General features: G+C 66.1%; 18 protein-coding genes and 1 riboswitch. Of the genes, 8 read left to right on the plus strand and 10 right to left on the minus strand.

Annotated features, from left to right (window positions below):
- Positions 1-71 precede the first annotated feature (71 nt).
- Positions 72-1,706 carry a class I adenylate-forming enzyme family protein gene (locus HWN72_RS25885; RefSeq protein ID WP_036526583.1) on the minus strand — a complete coding sequence of 545 codons (1,635 nt, stop codon included), beginning with the start codon at positions 1,704-1,706 and terminating at the stop codon, positions 72-74.
- Positions 1,707-1,978: 272 nt separating this feature from the next.
- Here HWN72_RS25885 and HWN72_RS25890 point away from each other — a divergent pair, with 272 nt between their 5' ends.
- From HWN72_RS25890 to HWN72_RS25900, 3 genes are all read left to right on the plus strand, one after another.
- Entirely contained in the window at positions 1,979-2,665 is a 687-nt protein-coding gene (locus tag HWN72_RS25890) for a TetR/AcrR family transcriptional regulator (protein ID WP_008830390.1), read from the plus strand.
- A gap of 106 nt (positions 2,666-2,771) precedes the next feature.
- Positions 2,772-3,692 carry an SDR family oxidoreductase gene (locus HWN72_RS25895; RefSeq protein ID WP_211151718.1) on the plus strand — a complete coding sequence of 307 codons (921 nt, stop codon included), beginning with the start codon at positions 2,772-2,774 and terminating at the stop codon, positions 3,690-3,692.
- 138 nt (positions 3,693-3,830) lie between these two features.
- A complete protein-coding gene (locus HWN72_RS25900; RefSeq protein WP_008830388.1) occupies positions 3,831-4,589 on the plus strand; it encodes an SDR family oxidoreductase in 759 nt (252 codons plus the stop codon).
- Positions 4,590-4,593: 4 nt separating this feature from the next.
- Here the strand turns inward: HWN72_RS25900 and HWN72_RS25905 are convergent, their stop codons facing one another.
- From HWN72_RS25905 to HWN72_RS25915, 3 genes are all read right to left on the minus strand, one after another.
- Entirely contained in the window at positions 4,594-5,091 is a 498-nt protein-coding gene (locus HWN72_RS25905) for a methylated-DNA--[protein]-cysteine S-methyltransferase (protein ID WP_211151719.1), read from the minus strand.
- Positions 5,092-5,162: 71 nt separating this feature from the next.
- Positions 5,163-6,509 (minus strand): SRPBCC family protein, encoded by a 1,347-nt coding sequence (locus HWN72_RS25910; RefSeq protein WP_211151720.1) that lies wholly within the window; start codon positions 6,507-6,509, stop codon positions 5,163-5,165.
- Positions 6,506-7,861: an SRPBCC family protein gene (locus HWN72_RS25915; protein WP_211151730.1), complete on the minus strand. Its 1,356-nt coding sequence runs from the start codon at positions 7,859-7,861 to the stop codon at positions 6,506-6,508. Before HWN72_RS25915 ends, HWN72_RS25910 begins: the two co-directional genes overlap by 4 nt.
- Before the next feature lie 168 nt (positions 7,862-8,029).
- Between HWN72_RS25915 and HWN72_RS25920 the strand changes: the two genes are divergently transcribed.
- The 5 genes from HWN72_RS25920 (at position 8,030) to HWN72_RS25940 (ending at position 12,030) form a co-directional block, all read left to right on the plus strand.
- Positions 8,030-8,563 carry a VOC family protein gene (locus HWN72_RS25920; RefSeq protein WP_211151721.1) on the plus strand — a complete coding sequence of 178 codons (534 nt, stop codon included), beginning with the start codon at positions 8,030-8,032 and terminating at the stop codon, positions 8,561-8,563.
- Between the two features lie 119 nt (positions 8,564-8,682).
- Positions 8,683-9,348, plus strand: a complete 666-nt coding sequence (locus HWN72_RS25925) for a murein L,D-transpeptidase catalytic domain family protein (RefSeq protein WP_211151731.1) — start codon at positions 8,683-8,685, stop codon at positions 9,346-9,348.
- A 57-nt stretch (positions 9,349-9,405) separates the two neighbouring features.
- Complete coding sequence (locus HWN72_RS25930) at positions 9,406-9,996, plus strand: hypothetical protein (RefSeq protein WP_211151722.1); 591 nt, start codon at positions 9,406-9,408, stop codon at positions 9,994-9,996.
- 4 nt (positions 9,997-10,000) lie between these two features.
- The gene (locus HWN72_RS25935; RefSeq protein ID WP_211151723.1) at positions 10,001-10,627 is read left to right on the plus strand and encodes a glutathione S-transferase; all 627 of its coding nucleotides are present in this window, start codon (positions 10,001-10,003) and stop codon (positions 10,625-10,627) included.
- A gap of 68 nt (positions 10,628-10,695) precedes the next feature.
- Positions 10,696-12,030, plus strand: a complete 1,335-nt coding sequence (locus HWN72_RS25940; RefSeq protein WP_211151724.1) for a dicarboxylate/amino acid:cation symporter — start codon at positions 10,696-10,698, stop codon at positions 12,028-12,030.
- 68 nt (positions 12,031-12,098) lie between these two features.
- Here HWN72_RS25940 and pnuC read toward each other — a convergent pair whose 3' ends face one another.
- From pnuC to HWN72_RS25970, 6 genes are all read right to left on the minus strand, one after another.
- Positions 12,099-12,674 (minus strand): nicotinamide riboside transporter PnuC, encoded by a 576-nt coding sequence (gene pnuC / locus HWN72_RS25945; protein WP_211151725.1) that lies wholly within the window; start codon positions 12,672-12,674, stop codon positions 12,099-12,101.
- On the minus strand, positions 12,674-13,765 hold the full coding sequence (locus HWN72_RS25950) for a phosphotransferase enzyme family protein (protein ID WP_375154546.1): 1,092 nt from the start codon (positions 13,763-13,765) through the stop codon (positions 12,674-12,676). The genes pnuC and HWN72_RS25950 overlap by 1 nt, the downstream gene beginning before the upstream one ends.
- 43 nt (positions 13,766-13,808) lie before the next feature.
- Positions 13,809-16,106 carry a TonB-dependent receptor gene (locus tag HWN72_RS25955; RefSeq protein ID WP_008830748.1) on the minus strand — a complete coding sequence of 766 codons (2,298 nt, stop codon included), beginning with the start codon at positions 16,104-16,106 and terminating at the stop codon, positions 13,809-13,811.
- A gap of 32 nt (positions 16,107-16,138) precedes the next feature.
- Positions 16,139-16,248: riboswitch (TPP riboswitch) on the minus strand.
- Between the two features lie 53 nt (positions 16,249-16,301).
- The gene (locus HWN72_RS25960; RefSeq protein ID WP_008830749.1) at positions 16,302-17,063 is read right to left on the minus strand and encodes a GntR family transcriptional regulator; all 762 of its coding nucleotides are present in this window, start codon (positions 17,061-17,063) and stop codon (positions 16,302-16,304) included.
- A 104-nt stretch (positions 17,064-17,167) separates the two neighbouring features.
- On the minus strand, positions 17,168-18,898 hold the full coding sequence (gene nagE, locus HWN72_RS25965; RefSeq protein WP_211151727.1) for an N-acetylglucosamine-specific PTS transporter subunit IIBC: 1,731 nt from the start codon (positions 18,896-18,898) through the stop codon (positions 17,168-17,170).
- Positions 18,895-19,846 (minus strand): phosphoenolpyruvate--protein phosphotransferase (locus HWN72_RS25970; RefSeq protein WP_211151728.1); only part of this gene is annotated, 952 nt, incomplete at its 5' end. The genes HWN72_RS25970 and nagE, both read right to left, overlap by 4 nt.

The raw sequence follows: 19,846 nt of genomic DNA on the forward strand, positions 1-19,846 counted from the left end.
CAGGGCCGCGTAACCCGCCTTGGATTGCTTCGCTGCGCTCGCAATGACGAGCGGTGGGCTAACGCCCTTCGTCAAACCGCCTGCAACTCCGCGATCAGCCCTTCGCGCAGGCGGAACTTCTGGATCTTGGAGGTCGACATCGGCCACTCCGCGACGAAGCGCACATGACGCGGGATCTTGAAGCTGGCGATGCGGCCCTTGCAGTGGTCGATCAGTTGCTGCTCGCTGGCGCTCTCGCCCTCGGCGAGTTCGACGAAGGCGGCAGGGACTTCGGCGTAGCGGTCGTCCGGCAGGCTGACGACCTGCGCCAGCTTCACCGCCGGATGAGTCTGCAGCATGGCCTCGATCTCCGCCGCCGCGACGTTCTCGCCGCCGACTTTGAGCATGTCCTTGGTGCGGCCATGGAACATGACGTTGCCGTCCGCGTCGATCGAGCCGATGTCGCCGGAGAAGAACCAGCCGCCCCGGATGGCCTCGGCGGTCTTTTCGGGGGCGTTGTAGTAGCCCTTGAGGATGTTCGGGCCGCCCAGCACGATCTCGCCCTGCTCTCCCGGCCCGCAATCCTCGCCGGTTTCTGGATCGACGATGCGGACATTCCACTCGTCGAGCGGCACCCCGCAGCGGCCGGTGCGCACGTCATAGCTGTCGGAAAGACGGCTGGTGGAGACGGTGCCCGCGCCTTCCGTCAGCCCGTACGTGCCGACCTGGATGGTGTGCGGCATGGCCTCGGCCACCGCCAGTTTGATCCATTCGGGCTGGACCGCAAAGTTGGAGTTCATCACCCGCAGCTTCGACAGGTCGGTATCCTTGAAGGTCGGGTGGGTGATGAGGTCCTGCATGATCGTGACGAAGCTGGGATAGGCGATCGTCGCGCCCTCCTTGCCCAGCATCGCCAGCCCTACCCCGGCATCGAAGCGCGGGATCGTCATGTAGACGCCGCCAAGGTCGAGGATCATCGTCATCGGCAGGATGCCGGCGATGTGGAAGATCGGCAGCGGCGACCAGACCTTGTCCTCGCCGGTGCATTCGTAGCGCACACCGAGATTGCGGCTGTTCGCCACTTGCGCGCGGTGGCTGATCATCGCGCCCTTGGGATTGGCCGTGGTGCCCGAAGTATAGAGGATCATCGCCGTATCCTGCGGCGAGACGGCGTCGATCCGCGCATCCACTTCGGCCTCGGGCGTCTCCAGCCCCGCCCCCAGCGCCGCGCGGGCGGAAACAAGGTAAGGCGCGCACCGGTCGTCCAGGCACACGATGCTGCGCAGGCGGGGCGCCTCGGGCAAGGCAAGCGCCCAGGGATCCTCCGCCTGCGTCAGCGAGGGCAGCGCCGCTTCGAGACGCGCGCTGAAATCGAGACCGTCGGCGACTTTGCCGATGGTGATGATCGTCACGAGATCGGCGTCGGCGGCGACGAAGCCCAGTTCGCTCGCCTGATACCGCGCGTTGACCGGCACCGCGACGGCGCCCGTCATAGTGATGCCGTAGAACGCTGTGATGAAGTCCACGCAAGTCGGCAGCAGCAGACCGACGTTGTCGCCGGGCTTCACGCCCATCGCCACGAACGCCCGCGCCCAGTTGCGCGCCGCCTCGTTCAGTTCGGTATACGTCAGCCGCCGGTCCGGCAGTACGATCGCATCGCGGTCCCCGAACTTGCCTGCCGAGGATCGCACCATCTCGCCCATAGTCAGGATTGGCCTATCGCCCATTCCCGCTCTCCCATGTCCTGTGCTCTTATCAGATCGCGCGGCAAAGCGCCCGATCATGCGAACTGTGTTTGACGCCAGCTTATCAAGCGGCGGGAAAAATACAATCAGTCATGTCTGTTTTGTTTACAGGGGTGGCAAGGTGATGCCAGCGGGGCGATATCCGCAGGAATGGCCGCGATCCGGGGCCTTCGGGTGCTTGCCTAACGGGCGGTCCAGAGCGTAAGCGGATTGAATCCGCAATCACTGCCGACAGCATTTTCCAGGCGAATCACATGGCTCTTTCGCGCACGCGCACCACCCGCACTGCAAAGCCCGCCGCTCCCAAGGCGTCTCCCGCAAAGAATGGCGGCACGACCCTGCAGGCGACCAAGGCGGCACAGACGCGGGGGCGGCTGATCGAGGCGACGGTGCGCTGCCTCGTCAAGCACGGCTACGCCAACACCACGACGCCGCGCGTGGCCGAGGAGGCGGGCCTGTCTCGCGGAGCGATGATGCATCACTTCGAGAACGGCGCCGCGCTCATCAAGGCGACGATCATCGAACTGCACGAAAAGCGCCTGCGCGCTTTCCGCCGCGCCGCCGAGAAGCCGGAGGAGCACGACGTCGATACGCTGGTGGAAGTCTACTGGGCGCAGGTCCAGAAACCCGCGTTCATCGCCTTCCACGAACTTGCCGTGGCGGCGCGCACCGACAAGGACCTCGGCGCGATCCTCTTCCCGCTGCAGGAGGAATTCCGCGAACGCTTCAACGCGCAGGCTGATGCTCTTTTCCCCGAATGGCGCGATGCTCCGGCCCAGTTCGACATGGCCATGAACCTGTCCCAGACGATCCTCGAAGGCATGGCCATCGCGGTGCAAACCGGCGCGATGGACAAGGCCAAGGTCCCGGCCATGCTGACCCATCTTGAGAACCAGATCCGCGCGCTGATGCCGTGGCACAAGGGCGTCGCCGTCTCGTAAAAACAATCTTGTTTGTCTTTTTGATCGCCCGCCGCTACCGTGGTGGCGGGCAGAGGATCAACGCGGCGTAAGTCGGCCTCTGTCCCGATTCGTGAGGACAAGAGATTTGAACGCGCCCAGCAACTACACCGCGAAAGTGTTCCGCCCCGAAGACGATGGCCCGGACCGTCCGGCGCGCGGCCTTGACGAAGAGGCGCTGCGCCAGCAGTCCACGATCTACCGTGACGACATGCTCGCCGGGCAAACGGTGCTGATCACGGGCGCGGGCAGCGGCATGGGCAAGGCGGCGGCGTTTCTGGCGGCCAGGCTGGGCGCCAACGTCGCGATCTGCGGGCGCGACCTGGACAAGCTGCAGACCACCGTGGACCTCGTGCGCGAAGAGGTCGGCAACGAAGTCCTCGCCGTATCGACCAACATCCGCGATCCCGAAGGCGTCGAGGCGCTGATCGGCACCGTCCACGATCACTTCGGCGGGCTCGATACGCTGGTCAACAACGCGGGCGGGCAGTTCCCACAGGACGCCATAGACTTCACCCGCAAGGGCTGGCTGGCGGTGATCGACACCAACCTCAACGGGACCTGGTGGATGATGCAGGAAGCCGCCAAGCGCTGGCGCGAGGACGGCAAGCCGGGCAACATCGTCAACATCGTCGCCAACGTCGAGCGCGGCATGCCGCAGGCGGCGCACACCTGCGCGGCGCGTGCGGGGGTGATCTACCTCTCCAAGACGCTTGCCACCGAGTGGTCGCAGTGGAACATCCGCGTCAACTGCATCGGCCCCGGCGTGATCGAGACCGAGGGCTTCCGCATGTACCCGGAGGAAGCGCTCGCCCGCTTCCACAAGGCCAACCCGATGCGGATGCGCGGCAACGCCTGGGACGTGGCCGAGGCGATCGCCTACCTGGCCTCCCCGGCGGCGCGGTTCATCAATGGCGACCTCATCATCATGGACGGCGGGCAGGCCCAGTGGGGCGTTATCTGGCCTGCCGGGATGCCGGAATATTTCAGCGAGGACGGGGCGGCGTAGCCCTGCTCCCTCTTCCCGTCATCCCCGCGAAGGCGGGGACCCAACTGATGAGCGTGCAACAGGCACCGTCAGGAGATGGGTTCCCGCCTTCACGGGAATGACTGCTCTGTTTTTAGAAAACAACGGATGGAGAGAGACATGGGCCGGGTTGAAGGCAAAGTCGCGCTGGTCACCGGCGGCGGCTCGGGGCTGGGAGCGGCGGACTGCGAGGCGCTCGCCCGTGAAGGCGCCACCGTGGTCGTCACCGACGTGAAGCTGGAGACCGCGCTCGCCGTAGCCGACCGCATCGGTGGCGGCGCGCTGGCGATGGCGCTCGACGTGGCGGACGAAGGGCAGTGGATCGCCGTCATGCAGGAGATCGAGGCGCGCTTCGGCAGACTCGACGTGCTGGTGAACAACGCAGGCGTGGTGCTCAGCGCCGACGTCGAGGATACCACGCTCGAACAGTTCCGCTGGGTCAGCGCGATCATGACCGACGGCGTGTTCCTGGGCTGTAAGCATGCGATTCCGCTGATGAACAAGGGGAGCGGCGGCTCCATCGTCAACATGAGTTCGACCGGCGCCCTGCTCGGCTATCCGATCTTCTTCGCTTATTCCGCCGCCAAGGGCGCGGTGCGGGCGATGACCAAGTCGGTCGCGGTGATGTGCCAGGAAAAGGGCTACAAGATCCGCTGCAACTCGGTGCATCCCGGCGCGATCGAGACGCCGATGGTGCAGACCGCCGAAGGCCGCCTCGACAAGCCGAAGGAAATCCCGGACGGCGTCCTGCCTCCCGGCACGCCGGGCCATCCCAAGGACGTGGCGGCGCTGGTGCTGTTTCTCGCCTCGGACGAATCCCGCTTCATCACCGGCGCGGAGCTTGTCATCGACAACGGCGTGACGATCAGGCCGTTCTGACCGGTCAGAGCAGGAGCGGCTGCCCTTCCTCCATCGCCAGCAGCCAGGCTTTCGCCTCGATGCCGCCAGCGAAACCGGTGAGGTTGCCGCTCTTGCCGATTACCCGGTGGCACGGCGCGATGATCGAGATGGGGTTGCGCCCGTTCGCCGCGCCGACCGCGCGGCTTGCACCCGGAGTGCCGAACCCGCGCGCGATCTCGCCGTAGCTTCGCGTTTCGCCGAAGGGAATTTCCAGCAACGCGGCCCAGACCTTGCGCTGGAACTCCGTGCCCCGGAAATCCAGCGGCAGATCGAACACGCGCCGACCGTCCGCGAAGTATTCGCGCAGCTGTGTCTGCGTGGCCGCCAGAACCGGATGCTCCTCATCGATCAGCGGCCCGAGGGGAACCCGGTCCGGCCGATCATTCTCCCACAGCACCGCGACCAGCCCGGCGTCGCCGGCCACCAGCGTGAGTTCGCCCACCGGCGACGGCATCATGCGGCGATAGAGAGGCTGTTCCATCCGCGCCTCCTTGCCGCCGCCGCGCCGGGTGTCAATCCGTCAGAGGATCATAACCGGAACATTTGTACTATCTAACCTTTCAGCCAACGGTCCAGTTCGACGTGGAAGTGCCTTAGCCGGGCTTCCTGCTCGCCCCAGAGCGGGCCACGGAATCCCCGCGAACGCGCGCCCGCCTGAACGATCGGCAGCAGGTCGGAGTCCTGATCCAGAACCTCGCCCATACCCGGCGGTTCGCCGAGCCCGGTATGGACCACCTCGGGCCGCGTCGCGCCCGTCACGTCGACCTCCGCGCCCAGCCCCATCCAGCCCGGCGCGCCGTAGCCAGGGGCATCGACGTGGCGATAGAGGATGGTGGTTTCGTAGGTGAACTGCTCCGGATCGCTGGCGTGCGGCTTGAAGCGATGGAGGAACACCGCCTCGGGGTGGCAGCCGATCTGGGTATTGGGAAATATCCCGAAGATCGTCGCATCGGTCAGCTGCGCATCGGAGAAGTGCGAGTAGTCCAGCCCGATCCGCGCCGCCCGATCCCGCTTGGCATGGGCCACCGCGGAGCGGCTTTCCATGGCGGTGCCGGTGAAGCTGTCCGGATCGACGCCCGCGTCGGCCAGCAGCATGGCGATGCCGGGATTGATCCTCTCCTGATCCGGGAAGTGCGAGTTGGGCTGGGCCATCGGCACGAACTGGCGAGAGAGGCCGTGCGGGAAGAGGTCGATGTGCGTGCGGTCGTCAATCACCCCCATCGTCTGCGGATGGATCGCGTGAAGGTGATAGCTCTCGTAGAAAGCGTCGATTCCGCCCTTCCAGTTCGCCGCCCAGTCCGACCGGCGATGCTGGACGACGTGCATCCGGTCCATGCCGTAAGTCTCCAGCATCGGCAGGATCGGTGCGAGGAACTCGGCCAGCGGCCGCGCGCCTTCGTCCATGTTGATGAACACGAGGCCCGCCGCTTCCTCCGCGCGAACCGAGGTCAGGTCGGTGCCATGGCAGAGCACTTCGGGGCGGAAGGTCTCGGCGTCGGTCACCTTCTGGTTGTGCCCGTCGATCCCGTAACGCCACGAGTGAAACGGACAGGTGAAGCTGTCCTGGCTGCCCATCTCTCCGGTGACGAGGCGGCTGCCCCGGTGCGGGCACACGTTGTAGTGCGCCGCTACCGAGCCGTCCGCCTGCCGCACGACGATGAAACTCTCCGGTCCGGTATCGAACTTCACCCAGTCGCCGGGCTCGGGAATATCGCTGGACGGCGCGGCGAGCAGCCAGGTGCGGGCGAAGACCTCGTCCAGCTCGCGGGCGAAGAATTCGGGCGAGGTGTAGCGCGCGGGATCAGGCCGTGCAGTGCCGTTGTCGATCGCCGGGGCGGGCTGGTCGAACGGGTGATCGGAGCCCTTGTGGACGGTCCAGCTGCGCGGATCGTAGTTCATGCGCCTGCCTCCATCCGGCGGTCGAGTTCGGCGTGGAAGTGGCGCAGGCGGCCTTCCTGCTCGCTCCACAGCGGTCCCCGGAAACCGCGCGAGCGGGCGCCCGCCTGCACGATGGGCAGCAGATCAGAGTCCTGGTCCAGCACTTCGCCAAGCCCCGGCGGCTCGCCGAGGCCCGTGTGGACGATCTCGGGCCGGGTGGCGCCGGAAAGGTCGGTGTCCTCGCCCAGCCCCATCCATGCCGGAGCGCTGTAACCGGGCGCGTCGACGTGGCGATAGAGGATACAGGTGTCGTACGTGAACTGGTTCGGATCGCTGGCATGCGGCAGGAAGCGATGGAGGAAGATCGCCTCCGGATGGCAGCCGATCTGGGCATTGGGGAACAGACCATAGACCACGGAATCGCTGAGCTGGCTGTCGCTGAACCGCTCATAGCCGAGCCCGAGGTCTGCCGAACGGCGGCGCTTGGCCTGCTGCACCGCGCGGCGGGTCTCGGCGGCGGTGCCGTCGTACGTCTCGGGATCGATCCCGGCGTCGCGCAGCATCGACTGGATGCCGGGGTTCACCGTCTCCTGATCCCCATAGCGCGCGGCGGGCTGCGCGAAGGGCACGAACTGGCGTGAGAGGCCGCCCGGCCAAAGGTCGATCTGGGTGCGGTCGTCCATCAGGCACTGCGTCTGCGGGTGGACGGCATGGAGGTGGTAGATCTCGGCGAAGGCATCCACCCCGCCCTTCCAGTTCGCGCCCCAGTCGGAGCGGCGGTGCTGCACCACGTACATCCGATCGATGTCGTAGAGTTCCAGATGCGGCAGGATCGGCGCCAGCCATTGCTTCAGCGGCTCGACCTGCGGGTCCATGCAGATGAACACCAGCCCCACCGCCACCTCGCAGCGTACCGAAGTGAGATTGCGGTCATGGCACAGGACTTCGGGCCGGAACGTCTCCGGATCGGTCACCGCGACGTTGCGGCCCTCGAGGTCGAACTTCCACGAATGGAACGGGCAGGTAAAGCGGTCGAGCGAGCCGAAGTCCGACGTCACGAGGCGGCTGCCACGGTGCGGGCAGACATTGTAGTGCGCATGGATCGCGCCGTCGTCGCCGCGCACGACAATGAAGCTCTCCGGACCGACCTCGAAAGTGAAGAAGTCCCCCGGCTCGGGAATGTCGGAGGCAGGTCCGGCCAGCAGCCAGCTCTTCGCGAAGACCTTCTCCCATTCCTCGCGCATGAAGGCGCGGTCGTGGTAGCGGCGCGGGTCGGGCCGCCCGGTGCCGTTGTCGATCGCGGGCGACACCCGCGCGTTGAACGGATGCGGCGTGCCGACGTGGATGTTCCAGTCGTCGAAATCGAGCTTCATCATGGTCATCCCTCTCCTCTGGGATCCACCGGGCGGCCGTCTCTCATGTCCGACTCACCCTCGGGGTGGACATTCAGTAGAAAACAGTCATGAATGTTTTTCAAGAAGGATCGCGACCACCCGTGCCGACCGGACGCGGGAACGCGGCATAGCGGGAGAGTGACCGAGATGAGCCGCATCTATGGCAGGATTTTCCAGATCGCCTACGTCGTCCCCGACCTTGACGAAGCGGTCGAGCACTGGACGAAATCGATGGGAGTCGGACCGTTCTACGACTTCCCGATCCCCCTTCCCTTCGAGGAACTTTCCGTCGCCGACAGCCCTGCATCGCTGGACGAACCGATCTTCGGCGGCGTCTCGATCAGCTACAGCGGCGACACGATGATCGAACTGATCCAGCCCGGCGCGGCGCCGTCCACCTACCGCGATTTCCTGGAAAGCGGCAAAAGCGGCGTGCATCACTACGGCACCTGGATCGATGACTACGAGGCCACGCTGGCACAGGCACGGGCGGACGGCGTGCCCGTGCTGCTGGAAGGCCGCCTGCCGCTGTCGCGCTTCGCCTATCTCGATACCGCGCGCAACGGCCTCAGCCCTCTGATCGAGGTAATCGCACCGCTGCCGCCGATGGTCGAGTTGTTTGCCATGATCAAGGACGCGGCGGCAGCCTGGGACGGCAGCGATCCGCGCCGCTCGATCTGAAAAGCCCTTGCGAAAATGGCCCAAGGCATATCCGTAACGGATATGGTCCGATTTGAAGTTTCCTCGAGAAACCCCATATCGGGCTCATGACGGAAGAATCCTCCCGATTGAGCAGGCGTATGCTCATGGCCGGAAGCGCGGCCGTTGGAATCGGCGCGCTGGCGCAGTCTACCTCGAGATCGCTCGGGCCGTTGGCGCCGCCAGCGCCCGTGCGTATTCCGGCACCGCCGAAGCTGGTCGAAGCGCGTCCCGCCGCTCCGCGTTCGACATTCTCCACCGTCGATCCCAAGCTGCTGCGCAAGGCGCTCGCCTCGCTCGATCGGCATTCGAAGCTGATCAAGGCCCATGATCGCATCGCGATAGTCGATTTCGACGCGCCATCTTCCGAGATGCGCATGCATTTTCTCGACGTTATCGATGGCAAGGCCTCGAAGCTGCTGGTCGCTCACGGCTCGGGTTCCGACCCGCACCATACCGGCTTTGCCGAGCGGTTTTCGAACGCCTTCGGCTCCAACGCGTCAAGCGAGGGCGCCTTTCTCACGGACGACTATTACGTCGGCAAGCATGGCCGTTCGCAGCGCCTGATCGGGCTCGATACGACCAACAACAATGCGCTGGACCGCGCGGTCGTGGTCCATAGCGCGTGGTATGCGAATGACGACATGATCCGCGCGCACGGCAAGCTCGGGCGCAGCCAGGGCTGTTTCGCGGTGGGTGAGAACAAGCTCGACGATGTCTTCCGGTTTCTCGGCAAGGGACGGATGATCTACGCCGGACGGGCTTGAGCCGGGCGGCTTGACTGGCCTATGGGCCAAGCCCCGTCCTCTCCTACCGAGAATGCCATGCCTCCCGTGAAAGACCTCGCCCAACTTGGCCAGCGCGTCGCCGCCACCCATGGCTGGGCCACCGCCAAGGCATTCAAGGCTTACGCATGGACCGAGGCCGACCAGGCGCGCATCGCGGCCACGGCCGGCGATCTGCTCAAGGTCTTCCCGAGGCAAGCCGGTTCGGGAATGCTGCTGAGCACGGCACTTGCGGTGCAACTCGAACGCCGTCTTGACGCACCCGTCGTCCTGGTAGCCGGTACGCTGAGCATCGACGGCATGCCGGTTCAGGGCGACCGCCGGCCTTTCGATGGCCCGCAAATCTTCGGAGAAGTCGGGGGTGAGCCCGCATGGAACGGCCATTTGTGGATCATGGTCGGCGCCCATGTCGTAGATGTCGCCATCTTCGGGCTCGCGCGCTCCGCCGACTGCCGCCCCGAACTCGCCCGCCATGTCCATTCGGTGTTCGGGCCGGACAAGGGCCTCTACGCCGACGAGTGGCGCCGATCGCGGCGCGTCGGTCTCGAATACGAGCCGCAATATGTGCTGAGCCCGGAAGACGTCGATCGACTGATGACCGCCGCCTATCGCCTCATGTCCGGCGACTGACGCAGTGCCCGCTCCGATCCTCTACAGCTTCCGCCGCTGCCCTTATGCCATGCGGGCGAGGCTCGCGGTGATCGTGAGCGAGACGCGCTGCGAACTGCGGGAAGTCAAGCTCTCCGCCAAGCCAGAGGCGATGCTCGCCATATCGCCGAAAGGCACGGTTCCGGTGATGGTCGTGCCGGAGGGCGAAGTCATCGACCAGAGCATCGACATCATGCGCCGGGTGCTGGGCGCAAACGATCCCGAAGGCTGGCTTGATCGCGACGATCCCGCGCTCATCGCCGTCAACGACGGACCGTTCAAGTACGACCTCGACCGCTACAAGTACCCCGAGCGTCACGGCGGAGACCCCTTGCGGCACCGCGCCGGGGGCCTCGATTTCCTGCGCGAACTGGATGTTCGGCTCGATCGTACCGCAAACCTCTCTGGCGCATCGCGCGGACTGGCCGACGCAGCGGTCATGCCTTTCGTCCGACAGTTCGCAGCGGTCGATGCGGACTGGTTCGCCGAAAATGCCCCGCTCAACGTGCGGGACTGGCTCGCTCGCCATCTCGCGTCCCCATTGTTCGAGGCTGCAATGGTTCGCGTACCGCCCTGGACGCCTGAAACCCCGCCGGTGATGTTCCCGGCCTGAGGCAACGTTTGCCGGGTTCGGACTTTGTCTCTCAAAAGGCAGGCGACGTCAGGAGACAGACCGAAGGCATGGATCAGGCCAGCGAAACCTCCGACAGCGCGCCCGGTCGCACGCGTCACAAGCGGCTGCAGCTTCGCATCCTCGCAGGCTTCGTCCTCGGGCTCGGCTCGGGGCTGCTGACCTACACGCTTGCGCCCGATGCCGCTTGGATCGCACCCCTCGTCGAATATGTGACGATGCCGATCGGGCAGATTTTCCTGCGCCTGCTGTTCATGCTGGTGCTGCCGCTGCTGTTCTCGGCGCTGGTCATCGGCATTGCCGAGATGGGCGAGATCCGCGCGCTGCGAAAGGTCGGCGTGGCCACGCTGGTCTATACGCTGATCGTCTCGGGGATCGCGGTCGCCATCAGCCTCGCCCTCGTGAACATCCTCAGGCCAGGCGAGGGAGTGGACCGGCAGGCAGCGCAGGAACTGCTTGCCAGGGGCGCGGATTCGGCGGGGAGCATCCTGCAGACTTCCGCGAAATCGACCACCGGCGTCGATGCCGTGCTGGCGCTGGTGCCCTCCAACGTGATCACCGCGATGAGCGAGAACGACATCCTCGCCGTCATGTTCTTCGCGCTGTTCTTCGGCATCGGCCTCCTGCTGGTGCAGAGCCCGCGCACCGAGACGCTCAAGAATACCATCGAAGGCGTCTTCGAGGTTGCGATGAAACTGATCGGCATCGTCATCCAACTCGCGCCGATCGCGATCTTCTGCTTCATGTTCAATCTCTCGGCGCAGTTCGGATGGGACCTGCTGGGCAAGCTCGCGGCCTTCGCGGGGGTCGTGCTGCTGGCGCTGGGCCTGCAGATGTTTGGCGTCTACCCCCTGCTCCTCGCCTTCATTGCGCGCAGGAATCCGATCGTCTTCTTCCGCTCGACCCGCGAAGTCAGCCTGTTGGCGTTCTCGACCGCGAGTTCCAACGCCACCCTGCCCACCTCGCTGCGCGTCGCAGACGAGGAACTCCGCCTTCCCAACAAGGTGGCGCGCTTCGTGCTGACGATCGGGGCTACCGCCAACCAGAACGGCACCGCCATGTTCGAGGGCGTGACCGTGCTGTTCCTCGCGCAGTTCTTCGGCGTGGACCTGAGCCTGGGGCAGCAGCTTTACGTGATGGTCATCTGCATCCTGGCCGGGATCGGGACTGCGGGCGTTCCTGCAGGATCGCTTCCCGTGGTCGCCCTGATCCTGGGCAGCGTCGGGGTGCCGCCCGAAGGCATCGGCCTCATCATCGGCGTCGATCGCTTCCTCGATATGTGCCGCACGACCCTCAATGTCATCGGTGACCTCGTATGCGCCACCGTGATTTCGGCCGTGAGCGCTCCCGACAGAGCGGCGCCTGTTCGAACGCGGACGACCTAGCTGGGGCCGCCAGTTAGGCTAGAAGGTTTCGCACCTATCTCGAGCCCAAGGCGGTGACGGCGTGCCTATCAGGCTGCGGCTCGCCCTTGCCGTGCCGCCGCTGCCCGCCAGCGCCGGTAGCCGAGCACGGCAAGAGCGACCATCGCGGCGTAGAGCCCCGCCGTCAGCCACAAGTCCTTGAACGCGAACATGCCGACGTAGAGCACGTCCACCGCGATCCACAGCAGCCAGCTGGCCGACTGCCGCCGCGCCGTCCAGTACTGCGCGACGAGGCTGAAGCTGCTCAGCCCCGCGTCCATCCACGGCAAGGCGGCGTCCGTGTAGCGACTGGCGAGCCAGCCTATCGCAGCGGCACCGACAGCCCCGGCGCCGAGGCCCACCGCAGCGCCGAGCAGCGATAGCGGCTTGACGACGATGTCGCCGCTATCGGCCTTCCCGCGCCCCCAGGACGCCCAGCCGTAGAGGATCGCGACGCCGAACAGCGCCTGCAGCACCATGTCGGAATAGAGGCGCACGTCGAGGAAAACCTTGAAATACAAGGCGCAGGCCAACAGGTTGACCGGCCAGCACAGCATCCAACGGCGGGCAGTGAGCCAGATGCCGAGGAAGCTGACGACGACGGCGACGATCTCCAGTATCGACATCAGGCTGCGGCCTCCAACCGGCTCAGGAAATCGCGTCCCGGCGGGGACAGGAACCACTCCGCATGGCCGATGAGATAGTCCTGCCACGCAAGATCGGCCTGCCCGCGATCGGCGAGGATTCCTGCGAAATAATCGACTTCCGACAAAGCGAATTCGACATGCACGAGCGGCAGCAGACGGGCAATCGTCCGAACGTCCGCGCCAGTCAGCGGGAGGACCGTCCGGTAGCCCGCGATCAGTGCCAGCGCCGCCTGCGGATCGCCCGCATTTCCGCCGATTTCCAGCCAGGGAATGGCCGTTCGCTCGATCGCCGTGGCGAGGTCGTGGATAGCGCAAGTACGGGTCGCCAGACCGAAATCTATAACGGCACTCACGGTGCCCCTAACGGACCATAAGAGGTTGGAAGGGTGCCAGTCGTTGTGCGTCCATAGGGTAGGCCGACCCTTGATCCGGTCCACAATTCCCTCGCCCAGCGCATCGAACAGTCGAGCCAGTTCACGGCGCCATGACTTGCCATCGAGGTAGGCGTCGAGAGCCGGCCGTGCTGCCAAATAAGCCTCGGCCGCTGCGAGCGGATCGGACGAAGGCACGATGGTGAAGCTGGCGACCAGCGGACGATCCTCTCGCGCCTCGGCTGCGAAATCACGCGAAGCCGCATGCAGCCGGGCCAGCGCGACGCCAGCCTCGAAAGCATGATCATGCGAGAGGAAGGGCGTCCACGACTGCCGCTCGCGGTAGAGATCGATGCCCGGCGCCCGGCGATGGAGTTCGTATGTCCATTCCCCCTGCGCCACCGCTCCGCTGCCGTCCGACGTCACTATGACATCGGGCACGCTCAGCCCTTTCGCCCGCAGATGTGCCATGAAGGCGTGCTCCTCGCCCAGCGCGGCGCGGGAGCGCACCGCGCGGTGGTGGCGCTTGAGGAACAAAGTTTCCCCGCCCGCCTCTACCAGCGTCGCGGCCGAGAATGGACGGGGCGAATGCCAGCGCAGCGCTTCCACTCGCCCGACTTGCGGGAAGTGCGCGAGAACGCCTTCCGCCTCGGGCTCGGTTATCGCGGGCCAGACGGGCGCCTCAAGCTCCGTGCCCATCCCGTGCACGAGATGGTCCGCCCGAGACACCGCGCCGCTCATGTCAGAACGCGCGCGACAGCGTCGCCACCACCGCCCGGCCGCCGCCGATGTAATAAGCGGGCGCAGAACCGGAGATCACCGTCCCGTTACGCCCAACGGTGTCCTGCGCGTTGCTGCTGACCGAGTACACGCCCGAAAGCACGCGCGGATTGGTCACGTTGATCGCGTTGACCCGCAAGTCCATGCGCTGCGCATCGATCAGCCCGGCCAGATGCACACCGATCGCTAGGTCGAGCGTCGCATAGCCCTTGATGCTCTCGTCGTTCATGAACGACGAATATTGCCGCCCAACGTACTTGAGCGCGGTGCTGCCGAACAGGCGCCCGTCGTCATAGGTGCTGCCCACGGCAAACTGGAACTCGGGGCTCGAAACCGCGCGCTTGCCCTTCGTCGGCAGATAGTCGCCGCCGATAGCCAGATCGTCGTCCTGCCGCGTGTGCAGATATTCGCCCGAGGCGTAGATGCTCACGCCCTTGGCCGGGCGATAGTCGATCTCGGCATCGAGGCCGTAGCTGGTCTGACTGCCGCCATTGACCGTAGAATTGACCAGCGCCCCGCCGCTATTGATCACCGTCGCCACCTGCCGGTTGCGGAAGTGGTAATGGAACGCGGTCAGCGAAAATGACAGGCTCGGCCCGATATAGCGATAACCCAGTTCCTCGGAGACCGAGTACTCGTTCTTGAGGTTCGAAGTCCCCTGCTGCACCACCTCGCCGCCATAGTAGCTGTTGTAGAGCGCGAACTCGTTAGGCGTGCGGAAGTTCGTGGTCACGTTGGCGAACAACTGCTGCCGCTCGTCCAGCTTGTAGTGCACCGACGCGCGCGGAAGCGCCGCGAAGCTGTCGGTATGCACCTTGTCCTGCGGCCCCGGCAGATGGTTGCGGCCATTGCGCAGCAAATCCACGCCCTTGAAGCCCACATCGACGGTCAGGCGCGGCGTGACGGTCACGCTGTCGGCGACGAAGAAGCCCTTGGTCACCGTGACCGTACGCGCGTTCTCGTAAGCGAGCAGGCGGCCGTCCGCAGTGCGGATAGCCTTGCGCGGATAACCCCACTTGTCGAAGGGTTGCCCGTCCGCACCGATCGAGGTGTAGGTCTGCTGCACGCGGTCCGTGCCGTAGTCGAACCAGAGCCCCGCCGTGATCGTGTGCGCGCCGGCCTCCAGCGTCAGCTTGCTGACGTTGCCGGTCCGCATCTGCTTGCCGGTCCAGTTCCCCATCACCGTGGCGAGGCCGTCCACGGCGCCCGGCAGTTCCACCGGCTGCGTCAGCTCCTCGGTGCCGAGGTAATTGCCGGTCGTGGTCAACTGCGTCCCGTAAGGCGCATTGCCGTAGCCGAACTGGAGATACGTGGTGCTGTCGAGCGTCAGGCCGCTGCCGAAGTTCAGATGCACCGGCGCGGAGGCGTAGAGGTTACGGAACGGCGCGCGGTAAAGGCGCCAGTACCCGGTATCGCCCTCGGTATACTTCGTGCTGTAATTGAAACCGCGACCGTAAGCGCGCCAGTCGGCCAGCGTCGGCGCCGGATAGCCCGAAGTCTCGGCCTCGTTGAACGACAGGGCCAGACTGGCGCGGTTGCCCTCGCCCCATTCAGCGAGCAGCTTGGCGTCGATGTGCTGGCGCTTGTCGAAGCCCGGCCCCCGCCAGTTGTCGGCGCGGTTGTTGGAGTACGACACGAAGGCCTTGAGCCCGGTATTGCCGATCTCGCCGGTATCTAAGCGCGCGAAAACGCGCCGTTCGTCGAACGAACCGACCGACAAGTTGACCAGCCCGCCCATCCGCTCCTTGGGATCGTCCAGCGTCAGCGACAGCAGACCTCCCGCCGCCGCGACGACCGGCGCGTCGATGTCCGCTCCGCCCTGCACGAGCCTGACCTGACGCACGTTCTCGGCATCGGCGAACTGCGAGGGATAGGCGTTGTAATAGCCGATGTCGTTCTGCGGCGCCCCTTCCATCAGCACGCCGATCTGGTCCTGCCCCAGCCCGCGCAGTGTCAGGCTGGAACTGGCCGAGAGCCCGTAAGGGTCGCTCATCGATACATTGGCGCCGGGCAGCAGGTTCACCAGCTGGAAGGCGTTGAACGTCGGTGCCTGCTTGACGATGAACTCGGACGAGATCGCGCTGACCGCCTTGGGTTCGGTCTGGTCGGGCAGCAGGCCCTCGGGGTCGGCATGACCGATGACCTGGATCGGCGAGGCATCGGCCTCGTCAGCCAGCGCCGGAGCCGCCGCGAACGCCGCCGTAAATAGGGCCGGGAATGCCAGCGCCGCGCCACAAAGATACGAAAAATTGCCCGTCATAGTCTCGCGTCCACTCCACTCGGAGGGATAACGGACCTGCCGCCAGCCCTCCCTACGCCGGTGTCAACCGGATCAGGTTCAGCGGGTCGTGGTCTGCTGACCACCTCTCAGCCGCGCATGAGCGGCCCCCCGGGGATGGAGCGCGCCTTAGGCGCTTCGATGCGAAGTGGGAAGCGATATTATTACAGGTTCGGGTCAGTAATCGCCCTGTTCGACGACGAGGTCATAAGCATCGCCCCGGTAGTAACAGTTGGTCGCCTCGACCAGACGGCCATCGGGCAGGAACGCGCGGCGCTCGATGGCAAGGCACGGATCGCCGGCCGAGATACCGAGCATTGCGGCATGTTCCGGGCTGAAACCCACCGAGCGCAGCCGCTGCAGCGCGCGCACCGGCCGGTGACCCTCCGCATCGAGGGCGGCATAGAGCGAATCCCCGACCACCTCGGGCGAGGGCAGCGCCCAGCCCGGGACGACGGCATGTTCGATCGCCATCGTCTCGCCGTCGGCGCAGCGGATGCGGTTGAAGCGCAGGATTCGCGAGCCCGGCGAGAGGCCGAGCAGCATCGCCTCGTCCGGCGTCACCACGCCTTCGGAGCGGTCGATCCACACGTTGGTCGGCTTGCGTCCGCGCGCGGCCATGTCCTCGGAGAAGGAGGTCATGATCGAGAAGCTCTTTTCCACGCGCTGGCCCTGATCGGATGCGCGCGGCGCGGCGACGAAGGTGCCCGCACCCTGCCGCCGCTCGAGCATGCCTTCGTCGACCAGGCCATCGACCGCCTTGCGGACGGTGACGCGCGAGACGCCGTATTCCTCCACCAGTTCGCGCTCGGTCGGCAGGGCCGCCCCCACCGCGATCCGGTGCTTTTCGATAGCGTCACGGATGAGCCGCTGGAGGCGCATGTAGCGGGGGCCGGTCTCGCTGTCGCGAAGCGGGCCGATCTTGTCCACGGCTGCCATAGTTCTCCTCTATGTCCCGGCATACGCCGGGAAAGGGATCGGGACAACACCAATATCATTAGTATCGCATTGGTATCGAAAATACCTTCCCTGCAGTCCTCGCCTCAGCTCGGCGAGCGCCAGCGCTCCACTGCGACGGGTTCGAACAGGAGGTGCCAGCGCGTGCCCACCAACGCGCCGCGCCGCAGCCCATGGCCTGCCAGCGCTTCAAGGTCCGGTTTCGCGGAGGCATCTACGAGAAGACGCCCGTGCGTGGCCCATATCGCCGCGTCGGGTCCGATTGCCTTGCGTACATCCGCAGGCAGTCGGGCAGGATCGAACGCCTCGGTCCCATCCGCCTCGACTTTCGGCGAAGGCACGGCGGCGACGGGAGTCCTTGCCCCGCCGTGCGCCGCAGCGCGGATCTCGTCCGCCACCGCGTCCGCGATCGGGCCGAGCACAACCTGCAGGCCATGCGCCGAAGGCCGGATGATGCCCTTGGCGCCCAGCGCCCGCAGTTCCGCCTCATCGATCAAGCCCTGCTCCGCAACGACAAGGCGCAGGCGCGTGGTGCATGCCCCGATCTCGCGCAGGTTTTCTGTGCCCCCAAGCGCGTCGAGGAAAGCCAGCCCCCGCTCCCCGGCGGGACGCTCGCGCCGCTCGGCCATGCCTGCGACGGCTTCTCGGCCCGGGGTCTTGAGGTCGAAACGCAGGATTACCCAGCGAAACACTCCGTAATAGACCGCGAAGTAAGCCAGGCCGACCGGCAACAGCAGCAGAGGCTTCTGCGCCTTGCCGAAGTTGAGCACGTAATCGAACAGCCCGGCGGAAAACCCGAAGCCGAGATGGACGTCCAGCGCCGACATCAACGCCATCGACACGCCCGTCAGCACCGCATGGACCACGAAGAGCACGGGCGCGAGGAACATGAAGCTGAACTCGATCGGCTCGGTCACCCCGGTCAGGAACGAGGTCGCAGCCAGGCTCAGCAACATGCCTCCGGTCGCCTTGCGCCGCTCTGGCAGGGCCGAGCGGTACATCGCGAGGCAGGCCGCGGGCAGGCCGAACATCATGACCGGGAAGAAGCCCGTCATGAATGCGCCCGCGTCCGGGTCGCCCGCGAAGAAGCGCCGCAGGTCGCCGGTCGTGCCGTGATAATCGCCCAGCACGAACCACGCGACATTGTTGATGATGTGGTGCAGGCCCGTGACCAGCAGCAGGCGGTTGAGCAGGCCGTAAACGAAGAGGCCCCACTCGCCGCTGGCCAGCGCAAGACGGCTTATCCCGTCGATGCCGCTGTTCACGGCGGGGAACGCCGCGCCTACGATCCCGGCGATGACGACGCCCACGGTCCCGCTGACGATCGGCACGAAGCGCCGCCCGCCGAAGAACGCCAGATATTCAGGCGCGCGGAAATTATGGAACCGGTTGTACGCGCTCCCCCCGACGATGCCCGAGACGATCCCGATCGGCACCGAGAGGCGCGCGATCTGCGACTGGCTCCAGGCCGCCGTGACGGCCGCCTGCAGGTTCGCAGCCACGCCAGCGGTAACCTCCGGCGGGATCGCCAGCAGCGCCCGCGCGCCCTCGCTGGCGACAAGGAAGCACACCGCTCCCGCCAGCGGGGCGGCGCCGTTGCCATCCCGCGCGAAGCCGGTGGCGACGCCGATCGCGAACAGCAGGCCAAGGTTGGCGAACATGGCATTGCCCGCCGCGCTCACGAACTCCAGCCCCAGCAGGTCCGGCTGGCCTAGGCGCAGCAGCAGCGCCGCTACCGGCAGCACCGCGATCGGCAGCATCAGTGCGCGGCCGAGGCCCTGCAGCCTCTGGCCCAGCGATCTCGTCCAGCCCCTCACAGTCCCACCTCCCTGAGCATTTCAAGCGCCAGCGCGCGAACCTCGGCCGCACTCGCCGCCTCCAGAGCCGCGCGTGCCAGCGCTGCGCATCCCGCATCCGTCACTGCAGCCAGCGTTGCCTTGATTTCGGCCACCTGCCCCGGCGCGGCGGACAGTTCCCCGACGCCGAGGCCGACCAGCAGCGGCGCCGCCAGCGGGTCGGAGGCCAGGCCGCCGCACACCCCGACCCACTTGCCGAAGCGGCTCCCGCCGGCGCAAGTCTGAGCGACAAGGCGCAGCACCGCCGGGTCCAGCCCGTCGAGCCCATCCGCAACCGCCGGGTTTCCGCGATCCATGGCTAGCGTATATTGCGTGAGGTCGTTCGTTCCGATCGACAGGAAATCACACTCCGCTGCGAGCAGATCGGCCATGACTGCGGCGGCGGGTGTCTCCACCATCACACCCAGTTGCGGGACAGCGACGCCGAGCCTCTCGGCCTCCGCGATGAGGACCTGGCGGACCGCGCGCAATTCCTCCACGCGGGCGATCATCGGCACCATGATGCGGATATCGCCCGATGAGGCCGCGCGCAGGATGGCCCGCAACTGCGTTGAAAGCACTTCCGGCCGCGCCAGCCCGATACGGATGCCGCGCAGCCCCAGCGCCGGATTTTCCTCCGCAGCGATGGGCAGGTACGGCGCAGGCTTGTCGCCGCCGATGTCGAGCAGGCGCACGATCAGCGGCCGCCCTTCCAGCGCCCTCGCGATCCCGCCGTAGCACGCCGCCTGCTCATCCTCGTCAGGCGCGTCCGCGCGATCGAGGAACAGGAACTCCGTCCTCAGCAGCCCGCAGCCCTCCGCCCCCTGCGCCAGCGCGGGCGCGACGTCGCCCAGGCTGCCAAGGTTCGCGAAGACCTCGATCCGGGTGCCGTCGGCCGTGGCGCCCTGACGCCCGGCCGCAGCCAATGCC

It is taken from the genome of Novosphingobium sp. HR1a, assembly GCF_015594425.1.
Taxonomy (GTDB): domain Bacteria; phylum Pseudomonadota; class Alphaproteobacteria; order Sphingomonadales; family Sphingomonadaceae; genus Novosphingobium; species Novosphingobium resinovorum_A.